Here is a 15,621-nt window from a genome sequence, read left to right as displayed (position 1 = left end):
ATTAAATGAGTAAATAAACTAAACATAGTCTATCATCATCTTTTACCTTTTAAAAAAATTACACTGCAAGCTTATAGAAAGTTGTTATTTAGTTGCGGGGATGCTCCTATAGATCTTAATTCAATAAAACCATGAGACCTTTATATTACCCATTACATCTGTTGAATATTATTATTGAAATACCATGAAATTTATACCTGCTGTTTTATTTCTAGCACTGTTTATTATGAATTGTACTGATAGACAGGAGCCTGCCTCTGTTGATGAACCAATTCTACAGGATACGATAGTTGATTCCATTTTGATAGGGCAGTCCGACTCATTCATTCGTAATACAACTAGTATAGGGCAATTGGTTTATGTGCCTGTGTATTCGCATATCTATCAGCAAGATCAAAAGAGAACATTTAATTTGACTACCACATTGAGTGTTCGAAATGCTGATCCATACCGCTCATTTACATTAGTAGAAGTAAATTATTACGATTCTAAGGGCAATCTGATTCAACAGTACATTGATTCAGGAGTTGTAATAGATCCATTAGCTTCCACTTCTTATGTCATTGAAGAGCGTGATCTGCGGGGAGGAGTGGGGGCAAGTTTTCTGGTTAAATGGGAATCCGAAGAATCAATCATTCCACCTGTACTTGAAGCTATTAATATCAGTACATCAGGTCAGCAAGGGGTTTCTTTCTTGAGCGTAGGACGTGTTTTACAGGAGAGATCAACAACAGAAACGAGTAGGTGAGGATTCTCAGGCAGGAGACATTGCATGTCTGTCTTTTGTCGAACATCGATCTGAATCGAAATCAACTACGAAATAGATCTGTGAGCTGAGATTGAATAGACATGCTATGTCTTGTGAATCAAGCTATTCCAACCCTCCAAGGGTTCCCAACCCTTGGAAGGCTCGTAGGGGCGAACCTAATTCTTCCAAAACCACGGCGTGAAAATCACAAGTACAGTAAACAACTCAAGGCGTCCGATCATCATGAGTATGAGCAGTACCCACTTACCAAAATAGGGCACGCCCGCGAAGTTGTCAGTGGGCCCGAAATCACCCCAGGCCGGGCCGATGTTTCCAAGAGATGCAATGCTCGCTCCCATGGCTGACATAAAATCATATCCGAGGAAACTCATGATTAGTGCTCCAACTGCAAAAATGAGAAAGTAAACCATAAAAAAGCCAAGAATCGTTTTAAGTATGGAAGACTCGATCACCCGTTGTCCAACCCGAATGGGCAGTACCGCTTGGGGATGAATAATTTGCTTAAATTCCCGACCAATGTTTTTTGCAATGATCATCAGACGAATCATTTTAATGCCGCCACCTGTAGAACCTGCACAGCCACCCGTAAAGAAGAGGATGAAAAGTAAAAATGATGTAAACGGCATCCATAGGGCATAGTCATCTGTTCCAAAACCTGTTGTCGTAACAATAGAGACGACCTGAAAGCTGCCGTATCGAAGTGCATCACCAAACGATTGATCATCTATAAGCCAAAGACCGCCTGACACGCCGATGACGAATAAAAGGGTGATGACAGTATAGAACCGAATTTCCCTGTTTTTAAGGAAGCTATTTACATCGCCTGAAAACAGTTTGAAATGCATCGCAAAGTTGATGCCAGCGAGAAACATAAACACTATGATCACCACATCAACATAAACGGAATCAAACCCGGCAACGGAGTCATTCAGATTGGAAAAACCACCTGTAGCAAGTGTGGAAAACGCATGATTGATAGCGTCGAACCAGTCCATGGAGGGGTGGGCCCAAAGCATCAGAAACTGGGCGCCGGTCAGGCCTATGTATACGGTCCAAAGCAGAAATGCCGTTTCCTGGATGCGCGGGGTGAGCTTATCGGATGTTGAACCGGAGTATTCAGCCTGGTAGAGTTCCATTCCGCCTATTCCCAAAAGCGGTAAAAGAGCCAGTGTAAGGACTATAATTCCCATCCCACCAAGCCAGTGGAGCAGCGAGCGCCAGAAGAGGAGACTGTTGTCAAGATCTTCGATTGCCGGATTTTGTATGCCGTCACTCGTTACACCTCCAAGAATTGTGGCTCCGGTGGTGCTGAGTCCGCTCATAGCTTCAAAAACAGCATCTGTGTAGCTTTCGAGGGCTCCGGAAATAACAAAAGGTACTGCCCCAACCAGCGACCCGATAAACCACGCAAGAGTTACGATCAAAAAAGCTTCCCTCATACGGAGTTCTTCCTGGGGGCGAAACGCCCAGAAACATGCGGCTCCAAGTATCATAGACCCGGCCGCAGTGATCAGAAATGCCGACCAGGAGGGTTCACCATAAATCAGGGCTATGATTGCAGGTAGTATCAATGATGCTCCAAGAAAGAAAATTAACCCTCCTAAAATTCCGCTTACCAGGCGAATATCGATTCTTGGCCGTGATTTATTGTATTCGAGAAATTCAATCATTAAAAGAGCTGATCTACTTTTTCAATAGCCCTTGGAAGAGCGAGGATAATAACGCGGTCACCTTTACGGATGATTGAATCTCCAACGGCAATTTCAACGTTTCCTTCATGCAGAATACCGCCAAGAACGGCCCCTTCCGGAAGGGAAAGATCTCGAACCGGTATGTCCAGCATTTTGCAGTTTTTACCGGCAACAACTTCGATAATTTCGGCTTTGATTCCCTGAAGTGCTTTCACGGTAAGCATCATGCCCTGTCGGATCTGACGGTGAATTTCATCTGATGCCGATGCTTTAACGTTTACAATCGCGTCGATTCCGATGGTTTGGCTTAACGGAACGTACTGTGTTTTAGATACCAGGGCTACCGTTTTTTTCACTTCAAGATGCTTGGCCATCAGGCAAGAAATGATATTTGATTCTTCATCATCCGTGACAGAAATAAACGCGTCCATCTCCTGGATGCCTTCAACCACAAGCAAATTTGGATCGGTTGGATTTCCATTCAATACAAGTATATCCCGGTAATTGTTGGCGATTTTGCTTGCAACCTCTTCATCAGGCTCAATGAGTTTTATCTGCCATTTCTGTTTGTCCTCGCACATTTTTTTCGCCAGCAGGCGTCCAACCTCACTTCCTCCTGCAATCATTACTCTTCGGAGTGCTTTATCGTCGTGTCCTGTAACGGTAATGAGTCGTTTCAGATGTTCCGTTTTTGTAACAAAAAACGCGTGATCATTTGCCTTTAAAATGCTGCTCCCTCTCGGAATGATGGTTCCTCCCCGCCGGGATATAGCGACCACGCGCGATTGGAGATCATCAAATTCAGCGGCAAGCTCTTGCAACGGACGGTCGGTAACTTTCGACCCCTTTTCGATTCTGAGGCCTACCAATTGAAGTCGGTCATCAGCAAGAGACACGACATCGCTTGCAGAAGCTCTTTTTACCAGCAGATGAATCTCGGATGCGGCAGCTTCTTCGGGATGTATTAAAACATCAATACCAAGTTCGGACGGGGAGAGTGGAGAATCTTTTTGTGAAAGTTCATCATTGCGAACTCTTGCTATCACTTTGCCTACACCCAGGCGTTTAGCCATCATTGAGGCGATGATATTTACTTCGTCCACACTGGTAACGGCCACCATCAAATCGGCTGTTTGCGCCCCGGCTTCCACAAGTGAATTCGGGGATGTGGCGTTGCCTTCAACTGTGAGAACATCCAGGTTCTGGACAACTCTCTGCAGACACGACTGTCGCATATCAAGAATAGTGACATCGTGTTGTTCTTCGGACAGTACTTTTCCAAGCTCGTACCCTACTTCACCGGCACCGGCGACAAGTATTTTCAAACCGTGATTACCTCAATTAAAAATTATCGTCTAAAGGTATCACTTTATTGGTTAGATGTGAAGCAGGATATTTAGAACATCCCAAAAATTTAACCCATATGAAACAAGTATATACAAAAGAGACCATCACTCTATTGTGTCCAGCTCTTCCTGAATGCTAATGGACTAACGGTCCCAATCAGCCTTTTACATCTATCGTCTGACTAACTAGTCAAGATCTATGATTTTTTCACAGTCCTTTTTGTGTCCCATCAAAACAAGCCTGTCTCCGGACTTTATCTTTGATTTTGCATCCGGTATGCCTATAGAGTGGTACTCTTTTTCTTCTTCTTTTTCTTCTGATTCATCTGAGGAATCGTTTTTTTGACGTTTTATGGTTAGAATATTTATTCCATACCGTTCCCGAAGGTTTAAGCTGTTGAGTGTCTCGCCGATCATCGATTCGGGAGCATCAATTTCCAAAACCGATAAATCGTCACCTAATTCCAATAAGTCTTTCATTCCCTGGCGATGAAGCGAGATGCCCATTCGTTCAGCAACCTGGCGCTCCGGATGTATGATTTCAAACACGCCAATTTTATTGAGAATTTGCTCTTGAGTATCTGAATTTGCCCGTGCATAAACTCTGTCTACACCCGCTTTTATTAATTCCATTGTAATCAAAACGACAGGTTCGAAATCTTCACCAATTGCAATTACTGCAATATCTACATCCGTGATACCATGCGATTTTAGCTGATCCGGATCGGTCGCATCAAAACAAATAGAATGTTCGACGGTTCCTTTCACCTCGTCGAGAGTCTCCATGTTAATATCTACAGCAATGACGTCAGCATCTTCTTTAGCGAGTGTTTTTACCAAAGACATGCCGAAAACACCTAAACCGATTACGGCAATTTGAGGACTGGATTTATATATCATAACTGGATAATTCGTTAATAATTTGGATTAGGTTAATCAAGCTACCATTACAGACTCTTCAGGATATTTATAATTGCGCGTCAGTACTTTCTTGGCAAATGCAACCGCGACAGTTAACATGCCAACTCTTCCTGCAAACATTGAAAAGACGAGGATTAATTTCCCGGTGTCGCTCAGGCTACTTGTAATACCTCTGGAAAGTCCTACAGTCATAAACGCTGAAACTTGCTCAAACAGAATATCTAAAAAAGGAAAATCTTCAGAAATTGTCAGTAAAATCAAGCCGGAAATCAAAACAAAGGTTGCAAGAAATACAGATGTTAGTGCACGAAAAACTACCCTGGTAGGAACTGTGCGATTTGAAATTTCTATATTATCAGCACCGATTATGTTTGCAATCACAGATTTAAATAGGACGTAAATTGTTGTGGTTTTCAGGCCGCCAGCTGTAGAAGAGGGGGATGCTCCTATGCTCATTAACACGATTATAATCAGTGTCACTCCTGCGCCAAGCGAACTTGTATCCAGCGTATTGAACCCGGCAGTTCGTGCCGTTACGCTTTGAAATACAGAGAATAAAAGCTTGTCACCGACGGTGTAATCAGCCAGTAAACTATTCCATTCAAGAGCTGCGACTAAAACTGTTCCTGCTATTATTAAAAAAGCAGTCATTCGATAAACGATGATACTGTGAATTGAATACTGTTTACTGTAAGGTTTGCCTTTGATTCGATTTAAGGTTTCCCACAATGTGGTAAATCCTATTCCTCCCAAAATGATAAGTATCATCGTAGTGATATTAACGGGGAGATTTGTTGCATTTATTGGGTCGGCTAAACTGTTGGTGTACAGTGAAAATCCGGCATTGCAAAAAGCCGAAACCGAATGGAAAACAGAAAACCAAATTCTCTCGCCTTGGTCCGGAATAGCTTCTGTCCAGCTAAAATAGTACCCGATAAACCCGATAAACTCGATGGTAAAGGTAAGCAAAACTATATGTTTCATCGTTTTAGCAATGGTGCTTACGTCTTCACCTGAAATCACTTCACGCAGGGCATTGCGTCCGACAAGAGTGACGCCTCCCGATAAAAACATAGCCAGAAACGTGGCAAACGTAATAATACCTATTCCCCCTAACTGTATCAGCACAAGGATTACGCCCTGCCCGAATGTCGTTAGATGAGTGGCTGTATCAACGACAATAAGCCCTGTAACACAAACAGCACTGGTTGCCATAAAGAGTGCGTCAACAAAACCCAAACCGGCTCCGTCTGTTGTCGCAGCCGGAAGCATCAACAGAAGCATACCCGCAAAAATTACCAGTAAGAAGCTCGTTAATACCAATCGGGCCGGATTGGTATTTGAAGAAATAATCTTGGGTATAGCCTGTATAATTTTTACACCGACTACGAAAATAAGGTATGCCTGTACAATGATAAGAAGTGTATTCTCTGCACCTGATATGCCTAATGCTTCCAGCAAATTAATCACATAGTCTCCGCCTGTCATCATCAGGTCGATTCCAAACAGCAAGGCGAGTGTTGCGGCAATACCTTCCGGCCATCGGGAAAGCAAGAATCCGGAACGATCGGTTGTAAGAATCAAACGGATGTAAAAATATACACCAAAACCAATGAGTAGTGCCTGATCTATGCTTTTATTCAAAGATCTATACTTGGACGCATCCTCAAAAAATAGGGGTATCAGCAACGATAATATCACGGCAACGCTGAGCGAAATGGATATGCCGTGGAGCCAGGGGTTAGCCTTACGGTTAAATTCATACAGATCATCCTGGAAGTGGCTGAATTTCTTTGATACCCAGCGAAAAAAGTTTTTGACCTGTGCAAACCAACCCAGGATTTTTCGTTGCCAGTGATAAGGAATTTTAAACCGCATATTTTACTCTACGAATCAGATTGAAGCATCAGGGTAGTAACAAATGTGTAGACTGTACACTAACACAGTTTTTGGCGAAATTGGTTCAGGATATATTTGACATCAACGATTGCTGCGCCAAAATAATAAAAAGGTGGGAGAGGCAGGTCTTTGATACCAAACAGATTGTATTTTTAGCCCAAATTTATTTCAGTGGCCTATCACTACAATTTAATGAAAATCGGCTATTGCCCGTTAGCTATATTTCTTGAGAAGCAGCTCGCACTGGCTGACCATGATCTCACCTTTGATATAAGTATCTTTAAAGCCTGAATCTGCAATTTTATCTGCTCGCAGATGTATCTGGCCTAGATATTTAGAAATCATGGGGATGGTACATCCATAAAACACGGTGTCAATCTTGGCCCACAGTGCCGCACTTATACACATCGGGCAGGGTTCACACGTAGAGTAAAGCGTAAAACCTGAGAGGTCTGTTTTCTTGAGATGATCGCCCAGCTTGCGCATCGCCATTACTTCAGCATGTGCTGTTGGATCATGCAATTTTTTGGTCTGATTTGCCGCCGCAACAAAAAGCTGATCCCCCATGGCCAGTGCCGCACCGAAAGGTGTTTCACATTTTTCAGCTATTTCTATGGCAGCTTTCATGTGCTGTAAAAATGGTTCAGTCATGTTAAAATCGTTATTAGAAAAGTTAAGAATTGGACTTTAACACTTAATCAGGCGATTGGGTTTGATCCGGTTGAGATTCTTCGGAATCGCTAAAGTTTTTCCATAACCTGGCACCCATTCTGATGCCATAACCTATTACTATCAAGCCTATCAGTACCTGTATTTTTATGCTTAATACAGGATGCAGCTCAAAATTCTCAATTATTGCGAATTCTATGAGTGCTGAGATACCAATAATGGCGCCAAGCCACATCAATTCTCTTAATAATGTTTTGGAATCACTTTTGTCCATTGAATAATATTTAATTACAAGTTAATGATAACATAACGGGCACTAAAATCCATACTCTTCTAACCAAATATAAAAAACCAAAAGGTAGTTATATTATCCGGGGACATTTCATCACTTGTGATATAGTTTGTTTATCTTCGGTTTTTAGTTAAGTCTACAAATATTTAATCTCACCAGGTTACCACCAGACTTCTTTTTATGACAGAAAGTATTTTAATTGGAATAACCAGCGTTATTTTTTTTGGTGTCGGTGCTCAGTGGGTTGGCTGGAAGTTTAAATTACCGGCCATCTTGTTATTGTTGCTATCCGGACTTCTGGCCGGCCCGGTATTAGGATTGGTAAAACCTGACCAGTTGATGGGCGACCTGTTAACGCCTTTTATAAACGTTTCAGTTGCTATAATTTTATTTGAAGGGGGGTTAAGCCTCAAGTTCTCTGAACTTAAGAATGTGGGCGGTGCCATTGGAAACCTGGTTAGTATTGGCGCGTTGCTCACCTGGGTATTAACGTCTTTATCAGCATATGTGTTTTTTGGGTTTGGATGGGAGCTGGCTGTTTTATTAGGGGCTATTCTCATCGTAACCGGCCCAACAGTAATTGTACCACTTTTGAGACAGGTGAGGCCTTCAGGTCAGGTAGGTTCCATCTTGAAATGGGAAGGTATTGTTATTGATCCTATTGGCGCGATGATTGCCGTTTTAGTTTATGAAGTGATTTTAACTAGCGGTTTTTCTGAGGCAACCAGCCTGGCTTTTATGAGTATTTTCAAGACCATCTTGTTTGGTTCTGTATTAGGTTTGGCCGGTGCGGGTGTTTTATATGCTTTACTTAAAAAACACCTGCTGCCAGATTTCCTTCAAAATCCGGTTAGCCTGATGATTGTTGTTCTTATCTTCACAATATCTGATATTTTTCAACATGAGTCGGGCCTTTGGGCAACCACACTTATGGGGGTTGTGTTGGCCAATCAAAAGGCCGCCCGAATCCACCATATCATTGAATTTAAGGAAAACATCAGGCTTTTATTGCTTTCCGCACTCTTTATACTACTTGCGGCAAGAGTTGAACTTGCAAACCTTTTGGGTAATCTTAACCTGAATATGATGGCATTTCTGGCGGTATTAATCTTCGCGATCAGACCGGCAGCAGTCTATTTATCAACTATTTTTTCCCCGCTTAGCTGGAAGGAAAAACTGTTTCTTTGCTGGATGGCCCCCCGGGGTGTCGTGGCTGCCTCTATATCATCAATTTTTGCCATTTCTCTGGTGCAAAATGGATACCCGGAGGCAAATCAACTTATTTCAATTGTATTTATTACCATCATAATCACCGTGGCTATTTATGGATTGACAGCTCCGTGGATAGCCAGAAAGTTAGGTGTTGCTAAACCGGTGCCCCGTGGATTCCTGATTATCGGAGCACAAGATTGGGCTATTGACATAGCTAAGGAGTTGGAGAAATATGATGTAAAAGTTACGATTGCAGATTCTAACTGGAATAATATTAGTAACGCGAAATCCGAGGGCCTTGAGACATTTTATGGAGACGTCCTGTCTGAGTACGCTCTCGACCGTCTGAACCTGGACGGGATAGGTAAACTACTTTCTGTTACTCCAAATGATGAGGTTAACGCGCTGACTGTTATACGCTTTTCTGAGCTGTTTGGCCGTTCGTTGGTTTATAAGCTTCCACCGGGTCTTGAAAAGAAATCAGTTGATTCAGATGATAAAGAAGATGGAATTTTACAAACGGGTCGCACTTTGTTCGATGAAGAGGCAAATTATGACTCTCTGACTCAAGAATACCAAGAAGGCAAAGTGATCAAGTCTACACAGCTCACAGAGAAATTTACATTTCAGAATTTCAAAGAGACGCATGGCGAAGATGCCATTCCTCTATTTTTAGTGACTGATAATAAATCTATTCGACCATTCACAACAGATAATCCACCAGACCCGCAACCCGGAAACATCTTGATCTCTATGGTGAACCCGGCCGTAGACGCCGAAAAGAAACCAGAGAAAACCACTGAGGAAAAACAGCAAGAGAATTAAAGGTTCAAGGAGCAGGGAGCAGGGTACAAGGTGCAAGGCTCAAGGTACAGGGGTCAGGGTGCAAGCTGCAAGATAGGGTAAAGCGAAAAAATCGTGGATAATTTGTGTAAGGTATCTTCAGAATTTTCCTCTTACTCATATAAATAGTAAGTATAAATCCAATTGTCATGAGCTACAAAAAGTTAAAAATCTGGCAATTAGCAAGAGAGCTATCCGTAGAAATTCATACGATGACAATGCAGCTGCCAAAATTTGAATTGTACGAATCGGGTAGTCAAATCAGGAGATCCTCGAAATCTATTCGTTCAAATATAGTTGAAGGGTATGGAAGAAGGAGATATAAAGCAGATTTTATAAGATTTCTGGTTTATGCTCATTCATCTGTAGATGAAACTCGAGACCACCTTGAAACACTTTTTGAAACCGGCTCATTTAACGATCAAAGAGAGTTCAATAGAATTTCAGAAAAACTGGATCAAACTGGAAAAATGATATACAAGTATATTCAAAGTGTAGATAAGCGTTAAGTGCACACTGAGCCCTGCACCCTGCTCTTGAATTCGGATGCTTCAAGGAGCTCTACAGACGGTTCGCGGAATCACACGCTTGGAGGTCCTGGGTCCTACATCTTGCACCCTGCACACCCTGAACCCTGAACATTGCCTACTTCAAATGCCTATTCAAATAACTGGTGTATACCTGGTGCAATAGCAGGTAGCTTTGCTGGTTATAAGCTACGCCATGGGCTCCCGGTGGATATATTCTAAGGTCGATATCTTTTCCGGCATTGGTGAAGGCTGTCACCATCTGCATGGTATTCTGTATGTGTACATTTTCATCCATTGATGAGTGCGCGACCAGCATATTTCCTTTCAGATTTCTTGTATGGGACATGACTGAGCTGTTTTGATATCCTTTAGAATTTTCGTCCAAAAGGCCCATATATCGCTCGGTATATATCGTATCGTAGAGACGCCAGTCTGTTACCGGAGCTCCAACAAGCCCTACATTGAATACATCAGGGTGAAGAACCATTGAGAGAGCTGCCATATACCCGCCGTAACTGTGCCCCCGAATTGCGATGTTATCAGAATCAATCCAGTCGTTTGAGGCGAGATAAGTTGCTGTTTGCACATAATCGGCTGCTTCCAGCTCACCCAGGTTTTTATACACGGCTTTTTCAAACTCTTTTCCGTAGCCGCCACTGCCGCGATTATTCACATTTGCAATAACATATCCTTCCTGTGCGAGATACTGAACCCAGGGATTTGTTTCAAACTGGTTATACACACCCTGAGAGCCCGGGCCGCCGTAGATCATCATGATCAGGTTGTATGTGCTGTCGGGTGAAAAGTCAGGCGGACGAACCATGTATCCGTCGAGTGCCACGCCGCTTCCAGGTGTAAATGAAAAGAGTTCGCGTGGCGAGTAGTTGTATTCGTTGATATACTCAGTAACAGATTCATTATTCACAAGCTCTTTGAGAAGCTCACCTCCGTTGTCAGTGGTCCTGAGATCAACCTGGGTCGGCGTGTCGATGTTCGACCATGTATCGATAAAGAAGCGACCATCCTGGCCCATACTAAAGGAGTGATTGCCGGGATCTTCCGTATATTGACGTTTTTCGGAACCATCAAATGAAACAGAATATAGATGCCGTTCAAGAGGGCTGATTTCTGTTGATTCGTAGTAAATTTTCTCGCTGTCGGGGTTAATGGCATGCACATTCGTTACTTCCCATGCACCATCGGTTATCTGGTTGATGAGGTTGCCGTCGTAATCGTATCGGTAGAGATGCCGAAATCCGCCCCGGTCGGAAATCCATATAAACTCTTGCCTATAATCTGGAAAAAAGAAGTAGTCATCGATGCCGGCAGAGAAGCTAAATACATCAATCCAGCCATCATCACTCGATTCCTCTAAAATGAGTTCGCCTGAACCATCGGCCACATCATGAAAAAATAACCTAAGCTCATTTTGCTGCCGGTTCATCCATACAACGGCGAGTTCCTGTTCGTTACGGGTCCAGTAAACTCTGGGGATCAGTCCGGTTCCGATATCAAGGTCCATCCACTGCTTATTGCCAGTTTGAGTGTCGATAACACCTATTTTAACATAGGGGTTTTCGGCACCTACTTTTGGATACGGAATATTCGTGTACTCAGGATATTGACCCTCGTAATTCGTGGATTCAAACCGTTTGACATGATCTTCATCGCTCTGCCAGAATGCAATGTACCGGCTGTCGTGCGACCATTTCCATGCCTGTACCAAACCAAATTCCTCTTCATACACCCATCCAAACCGGCCGTTAAACAGGTTTTCGGCAGAGTCGAATGTAAGCTGAGTTTCTTCTCCCGAGTCCAGATCAAACACAAACATCTCTCCGTTGCGGTGGTAGCCGACTTTTTGGCCGTCAGGCGATAATTCTGCTGTGAACGCATCTTCTGCGATTAATTCGAGCGTGCTGTCTTCGATGGAGTAGTAATAATAGTCTGAATTACCAGAATAGCGCCAGATGGGCGTGAAGTTGGTTTGAAAAACCAGGTAGCGAAAGTCAGCCGACCATTGAAACGTCCGGAACTGAAATGCTTTATCTGTGGCGGGAAATGTATGCTCAGTGCTATCGAACAGCAGTTCATCGCTGTCGTCAGCCGGACTGTAAGCCCGGATTTCAGACGTCCCTGTTTCCGGGTTTTGAACCATATATGAATACCGATCTCCGCCTTCGATCCACTGGACATTTTGCGGGCCGCGTTCACCGCTCAGCTGTCCGCCTGAAAACAGTGCGTGCTGCAGACTTTGATACTGAAGAGGTTCTTCCTGAACCTGGCTTTGCAGTGGATTAAATTGAGCAAGAATAAAAAGGAAAAGTAATGATACCGATAAAGCCCTGGTTACAATTAATCGCATATAACATTAATCATATAAAGTTAATAGGTAGACCAAACTCACAACGCAACAATCTGTTGAAGAGTGTAAATAAGAAAGGAAATTATCAGCTTAGATTGAAACGGAAGCTGGTAGTTCATAAGTAAATAAACGAAAAGGCGATTAGCGGATTCCGAAATTCCGAGTTTTTTCGTGTTAAACTTCGGTCCACCGTCCCCCGTCTCCCGTCCAATACCCTAAAACTGATCCACCATCTCTGACACATCCTCAACCATCGCTTTTGCCTGTTTGGCAGTGGGTGCTTCCGCGTAAATTCTGAGAACCGGCTCCGTACCTGAGGCTCGTACCAGCAGCCAGGAGCCATCGTCCATAATCTGTTTGATGCCGTCCGTAAATTGCCAATCGGCTACTTTTTTCCCGTTGATTTCGGTTAGTTTCTTCTGCTTGCAGTGTTCAATCATCGCCTGTTTCTTGGATTCCTCGGTATGCAGATCGTTTCGATAGTAGGCGTGTTCGCCAAATTCATCAAATAGCTCCTGCACTAGCTCACTTAGTTTTTTGCCTGATTTCACCACCATCTCGGTCATCAGCAGGCCAATATAAAGTCCGTCACGTTCAGGAAGATGTCCTTTCACAGACAGTCCGCCCGATTCTTCGCCGCCGGCTATCACATCGCCGTTGACAATCAATTCGGCGATATATTTGAACCCGATGGGCGTCACTTCAATCGGCAGATCGTACTTTTCAGCTTGCTTGTTGAGCATATCTGTGGTGGAAAACGTTTTCACGATGGTGCCCGACAGGCCTTTTTCTTTGTGGAGATATTTAACGAGAAGACTCAGAATCCGGTGAGAATCCACGAATGATCCGGTCTCATCAAACAAAGCAATCCGGTCGGCATCCCCATCGTTGGCAATTCCTATTTGGCAGTTATTTTCAGGGATAAATTCAGAAAACTCATCCAGATTTTTTTCGATTGGTTCCGGCGGGATTCCTTTAAATGACGGGTTCACTTCTCCGTGAAGCTCGTATACCTGGTCGCCCAGGAGTTTTTTGATCGCTCCCATGCCTGATCCAAACATTGGGTCGTGGCCAATGCGGATGCCGCTATTCGTGATGGCGTCGATATCAATGCGTTCCCGCAATACATTGAGGTATTGTTCGGTAAGTGTCATTTCCCGAATTAGCCCAAGTTTCAGGCACTCATCAAACCGGAGAACATTTAGAGAGTCATCGAAGTCGGATAGACGCTGTTCAACGGCTTCAATCTGATCGGGCGTGGCAGATCCGCCAAATGGTGCCTTCAGTTTATATCCGTTATAGTTTGGTGGGTTGTGGCTTGCCGTAATCACAACTCCCACAGCGTCGTAGTGCAGCGCTGCCCAGCTAACGGCAGGGGTGGGAGAGATGGCTGATGATATTCGAACAGGAATCTCCATCGCCGCAAAAACAGATGCAACGTGTTCGGCAAATTCACGTCCCATAAACCGGGCATCATAACCAATCACGACCCCGTTTTTGGTAACCTTTTCATCGAGAATCCAGCGGGCGGTTGCCTGAGCCACAACAGAGAGATTGTCGAATGTATAATCTTTTGCGATGATAGCGCGCCATCCATCGGTGCCGAAAGAAATCGTATTCATTGAACAGGTGTTGATTGCGGGTTAAGAAATTTTGTGAAAGGTACGATACAATGCCTATAGAATCTAATCGGACAACATCGATGTACTGATTTAGGGTGTTTAAGGAAGAAATTTTATTTTATCTTCAATGATTGCCTTAGTAACAGATTGTGCGCCTGAACGTTAAGGTCAGACCGTCTTGTTTAATTAGCAGGATCACGTATTTATCGGCAAAACAAACTGTGTACTTTAAATTTAATAGGTGTATAAACCATCACGCACCTCAATCAAAAAAATATTTACAATGATGATCTACCGATCAAAAAAAATTTTAACAGCGATTTTATCATTTCTTCTTTGTTCAGTTGGAGCTCTAACCGCTCAGAATGCCCAAGCTCAGGAGAACGAACCACTTGCAGATGAAATGAGAAACCTTCTGAAAAGCGAATCGTTTAATGTGGGTCTGTTGCTTCAGTCAACGGCTGATTTTACGCTACAAGACGATAATTTCAATGGCGGGAATAGTTTTGGTCTCGGTGCAACTCGCCTGAAAATAAATGGTAATGTAGATGGGGGTTTTAACTATAATCTGCAGATGGATTTCCGCAGATCCGCAAGCGTGTTTGATGCAGCGATCGGCTACAGGAAGTCGGAAGGTTTTGGCATTAAAGCGGGACTTCAGAAACCGGATATAGGCCTCGATCTTCAGCCTAATCCGGGAAATACTGATTTTATTAACCGTGCCCGTCTTATCGGCACCATTTTAGACTCTCGTGAGCTTGGCGTATCGGCCTCCGGGGCGTTCGATAACTTCGATTATACGGTATCTGTATTTAACGGGACAGGACGGTCGCTGGGTAACGACGACCACTTTATGTTCGCGGCGAAGGGCGCTTTTACAATTGACCTTGAAAATGATGGTACGCTTTACTTAGGAGCAAATGGAGGGCTGAACGGAACCGAAAATGAACCTGTCGGCTTTTTGACGAGTCAAGGCGATCGTCTCATTTACGGAGCTTTTCTGGATTACGAAAGCGATAACTGGTTTGGTGCGGCAGAACTGCTGATGTCATCCTTTGAAACCAACCAATTGCCAAATGATGAAACGATTTCAGGCGCATACGTGACCGTTGGAAACAATGTAACCGAAAAAGATCAGCTTCTCGCACGGGTAGACCATATCAGCTATAGCGAGGCAGATGTCAGTTCAAATCTGTTTGTGCTTGGATGGAATCACCAGGCTACTTCAGTCATAAGCCTGCAGGTAAATGCACTTGCTCAATTTGATGATAATGAAGAGTACTTCGGTTTGTCCGGAAGTTTCCAATTTCAGTTTTGATAGGTGACCGGTCGGGGCCTAATCAGAATTAAATATGTCTTTCTAACCTGAGTTCGATTATAAATCAGGGCAAAACACACCGAGAAGTTACCCCGTTATTTTAGGTGAATCCGATGCCTAATTGGTTGGGATCAAGCCCTTCGG

Annotated in this window: 12 protein-coding genes; 4 read left to right on the top strand and 8 right to left on the bottom strand. The window is 43.5% G+C overall.

Going from position 1 to position 15,621, the window contains the following annotated elements:
- The first annotated feature begins 184 nt into the window (after nt 1-184).
- Nucleotides 185-748, top strand: coding sequence for a DUF3124 domain-containing protein (locus AABW11_RS18665; protein ID WP_340106855.1), 564 nt, complete (start codon nt 185-187; stop codon nt 746-748).
- A gap of 176 nt (nt 749-924) precedes the next feature.
- Here AABW11_RS18665 and AABW11_RS18660 read toward each other — a convergent pair whose 3' ends face one another.
- The 6 genes from AABW11_RS18660 to AABW11_RS18635 all read right to left on the bottom strand — a co-directional run bounded on the left by AABW11_RS18660 (nt 925) and on the right by AABW11_RS18635 (nt 7,569).
- A complete protein-coding gene (locus tag AABW11_RS18660; RefSeq protein WP_340106854.1) occupies nt 925-2,439 on the bottom strand; it encodes a TrkH family potassium uptake protein in 1,515 nt (504 codons plus the stop codon).
- Entirely contained in the window at nt 2,439-3,785 is a 1,347-nt protein-coding gene (gene trkA, locus AABW11_RS18655; RefSeq protein WP_340106853.1) for a Trk system potassium transporter TrkA, read from the bottom strand. The genes AABW11_RS18660 and trkA overlap by 1 nt, the downstream gene beginning before the upstream one ends.
- Before the next feature lie 207 nt (nt 3,786-3,992).
- The gene (locus AABW11_RS18650) at nt 3,993-4,706 is read right to left on the bottom strand and encodes a potassium channel family protein (protein ID WP_340106852.1); all 714 of its coding nucleotides are present in this window, start codon (nt 4,704-4,706) and stop codon (nt 3,993-3,995) included.
- Nucleotides 4,707-4,742: 36 nt separating this feature from the next.
- Entirely contained in the window at nt 4,743-6,605 is a 1,863-nt protein-coding gene (locus AABW11_RS18645; RefSeq protein WP_340106851.1) for a TrkH family potassium uptake protein, read from the bottom strand.
- Nucleotides 6,606-6,839: 234 nt separating this feature from the next.
- Nucleotides 6,840-7,277: a nucleoside deaminase gene (locus AABW11_RS18640; protein WP_340106850.1), complete on the bottom strand. Its 438-nt coding sequence runs from the start codon at nt 7,275-7,277 to the stop codon at nt 6,840-6,842.
- Between the two features lie 43 nt (nt 7,278-7,320).
- On the bottom strand, nt 7,321-7,569 hold the full coding sequence (locus AABW11_RS18635; RefSeq protein ID WP_340106849.1) for a hypothetical protein: 249 nt from the start codon (nt 7,567-7,569) through the stop codon (nt 7,321-7,323).
- 198 nt (nt 7,570-7,767) lie between these two features.
- On the opposite strand from AABW11_RS18635, the gene AABW11_RS18630 reads away from it, so the two are divergent.
- Nucleotides 7,768-9,624 (top strand): cation:proton antiporter, encoded by a 1,857-nt coding sequence (locus AABW11_RS18630; RefSeq protein WP_340106848.1) that lies wholly within the window; start codon nt 7,768-7,770, stop codon nt 9,622-9,624.
- A 167-nt stretch (nt 9,625-9,791) separates the two neighbouring features.
- Entirely contained in the window at nt 9,792-10,151 is a 360-nt protein-coding gene (locus tag AABW11_RS18625) for a four helix bundle protein (RefSeq protein WP_340106847.1), read from the top strand.
- A gap of 136 nt (nt 10,152-10,287) precedes the next feature.
- Here AABW11_RS18625 and AABW11_RS18620 read toward each other — a convergent pair whose 3' ends face one another.
- Together AABW11_RS18620 and AABW11_RS18615 are read right to left on the bottom strand one after the other, a co-directional pair.
- Nucleotides 10,288-12,537 (bottom strand): S9 family peptidase, encoded by a 2,250-nt coding sequence (locus tag AABW11_RS18620; protein WP_340106846.1) that lies wholly within the window; start codon nt 12,535-12,537, stop codon nt 10,288-10,290.
- A gap of 215 nt (nt 12,538-12,752) precedes the next feature.
- Nucleotides 12,753-14,159 (bottom strand): phosphoglucomutase/phosphomannomutase family protein, encoded by a 1,407-nt coding sequence (locus AABW11_RS18615; protein ID WP_340106845.1) that lies wholly within the window; start codon nt 14,157-14,159, stop codon nt 12,753-12,755.
- A 283-nt stretch (nt 14,160-14,442) separates the two neighbouring features.
- Between AABW11_RS18615 and AABW11_RS18610 the strand changes: the two genes are divergently transcribed.
- Nucleotides 14,443-15,477: a porin gene (locus AABW11_RS18610; RefSeq protein WP_340106844.1), complete on the top strand. Its 1,035-nt coding sequence runs from the start codon at nt 14,443-14,445 to the stop codon at nt 15,475-15,477.
- Nucleotides 15,478-15,621: the final 144 nt, after the last annotated feature.

It is taken from the genome of Rhodohalobacter sp. 8-1, assembly GCF_038150125.1.
Taxonomy (GTDB): Bacteria; Bacteroidota; Rhodothermia; order Balneolales; family Balneolaceae; genus SW132.
Note: the sequence above shows the minus strand (reverse complement) of the source record. Positions and strands in the feature narration are given on the sequence as shown.

Bases quoted from the DNA above. Each gene is read 5' to 3' on its own strand.
- AABW11_RS18640 (WP_340106850.1), bottom strand. From the start codon at position 7,277: ATGACTGAACCATTTTTACAGCACATGAAAGCTGCCATAGAAATAGCT.
- AABW11_RS18650 (WP_340106852.1), bottom strand. From the start codon at position 4,706: ATGATATATAAATCCAGTCCTCAAATTGCCGTAATCGGTTTAGGTGTT.
- AABW11_RS18660 (WP_340106854.1), bottom strand. From the start codon at position 2,439: ATGATTGAATTTCTCGAATACAATAAATCACGGCCAAGAATCGATATT.
- AABW11_RS18615 (WP_340106845.1), bottom strand. From the start codon at position 14,159: ATGAATACGATTTCTTTCGGCACCGATGGATGGCGCGCTATCATCGCA.
- AABW11_RS18620 (WP_340106846.1), bottom strand. From the start codon at position 12,537: ATGCGATTAATTGTAACCAGGGCTTTATCGGTATCATTACTTTTCCTT.
- AABW11_RS18635 (WP_340106849.1), bottom strand. From the start codon at position 7,569: ATGGACAAAAGTGATTCCAAAACATTATTAAGAGAATTGATGTGGCTT.
- AABW11_RS18625 (WP_340106847.1), top strand. From the start codon at position 9,792: ATGAGCTACAAAAAGTTAAAAATCTGGCAATTAGCAAGAGAGCTATCC.
- AABW11_RS18610 (WP_340106844.1), top strand. From the start codon at position 14,443: ATGATGATCTACCGATCAAAAAAAATTTTAACAGCGATTTTATCATTT.
- AABW11_RS18665 (WP_340106855.1), top strand. From the start codon at position 185: ATGAAATTTATACCTGCTGTTTTATTTCTAGCACTGTTTATTATGAAT.
- AABW11_RS18630 (WP_340106848.1), top strand. From the start codon at position 7,768: ATGACAGAAAGTATTTTAATTGGAATAACCAGCGTTATTTTTTTTGGT.
- AABW11_RS18645 (WP_340106851.1), bottom strand. From the start codon at position 6,605: ATGCGGTTTAAAATTCCTTATCACTGGCAACGAAAAATCCTGGGTTGG.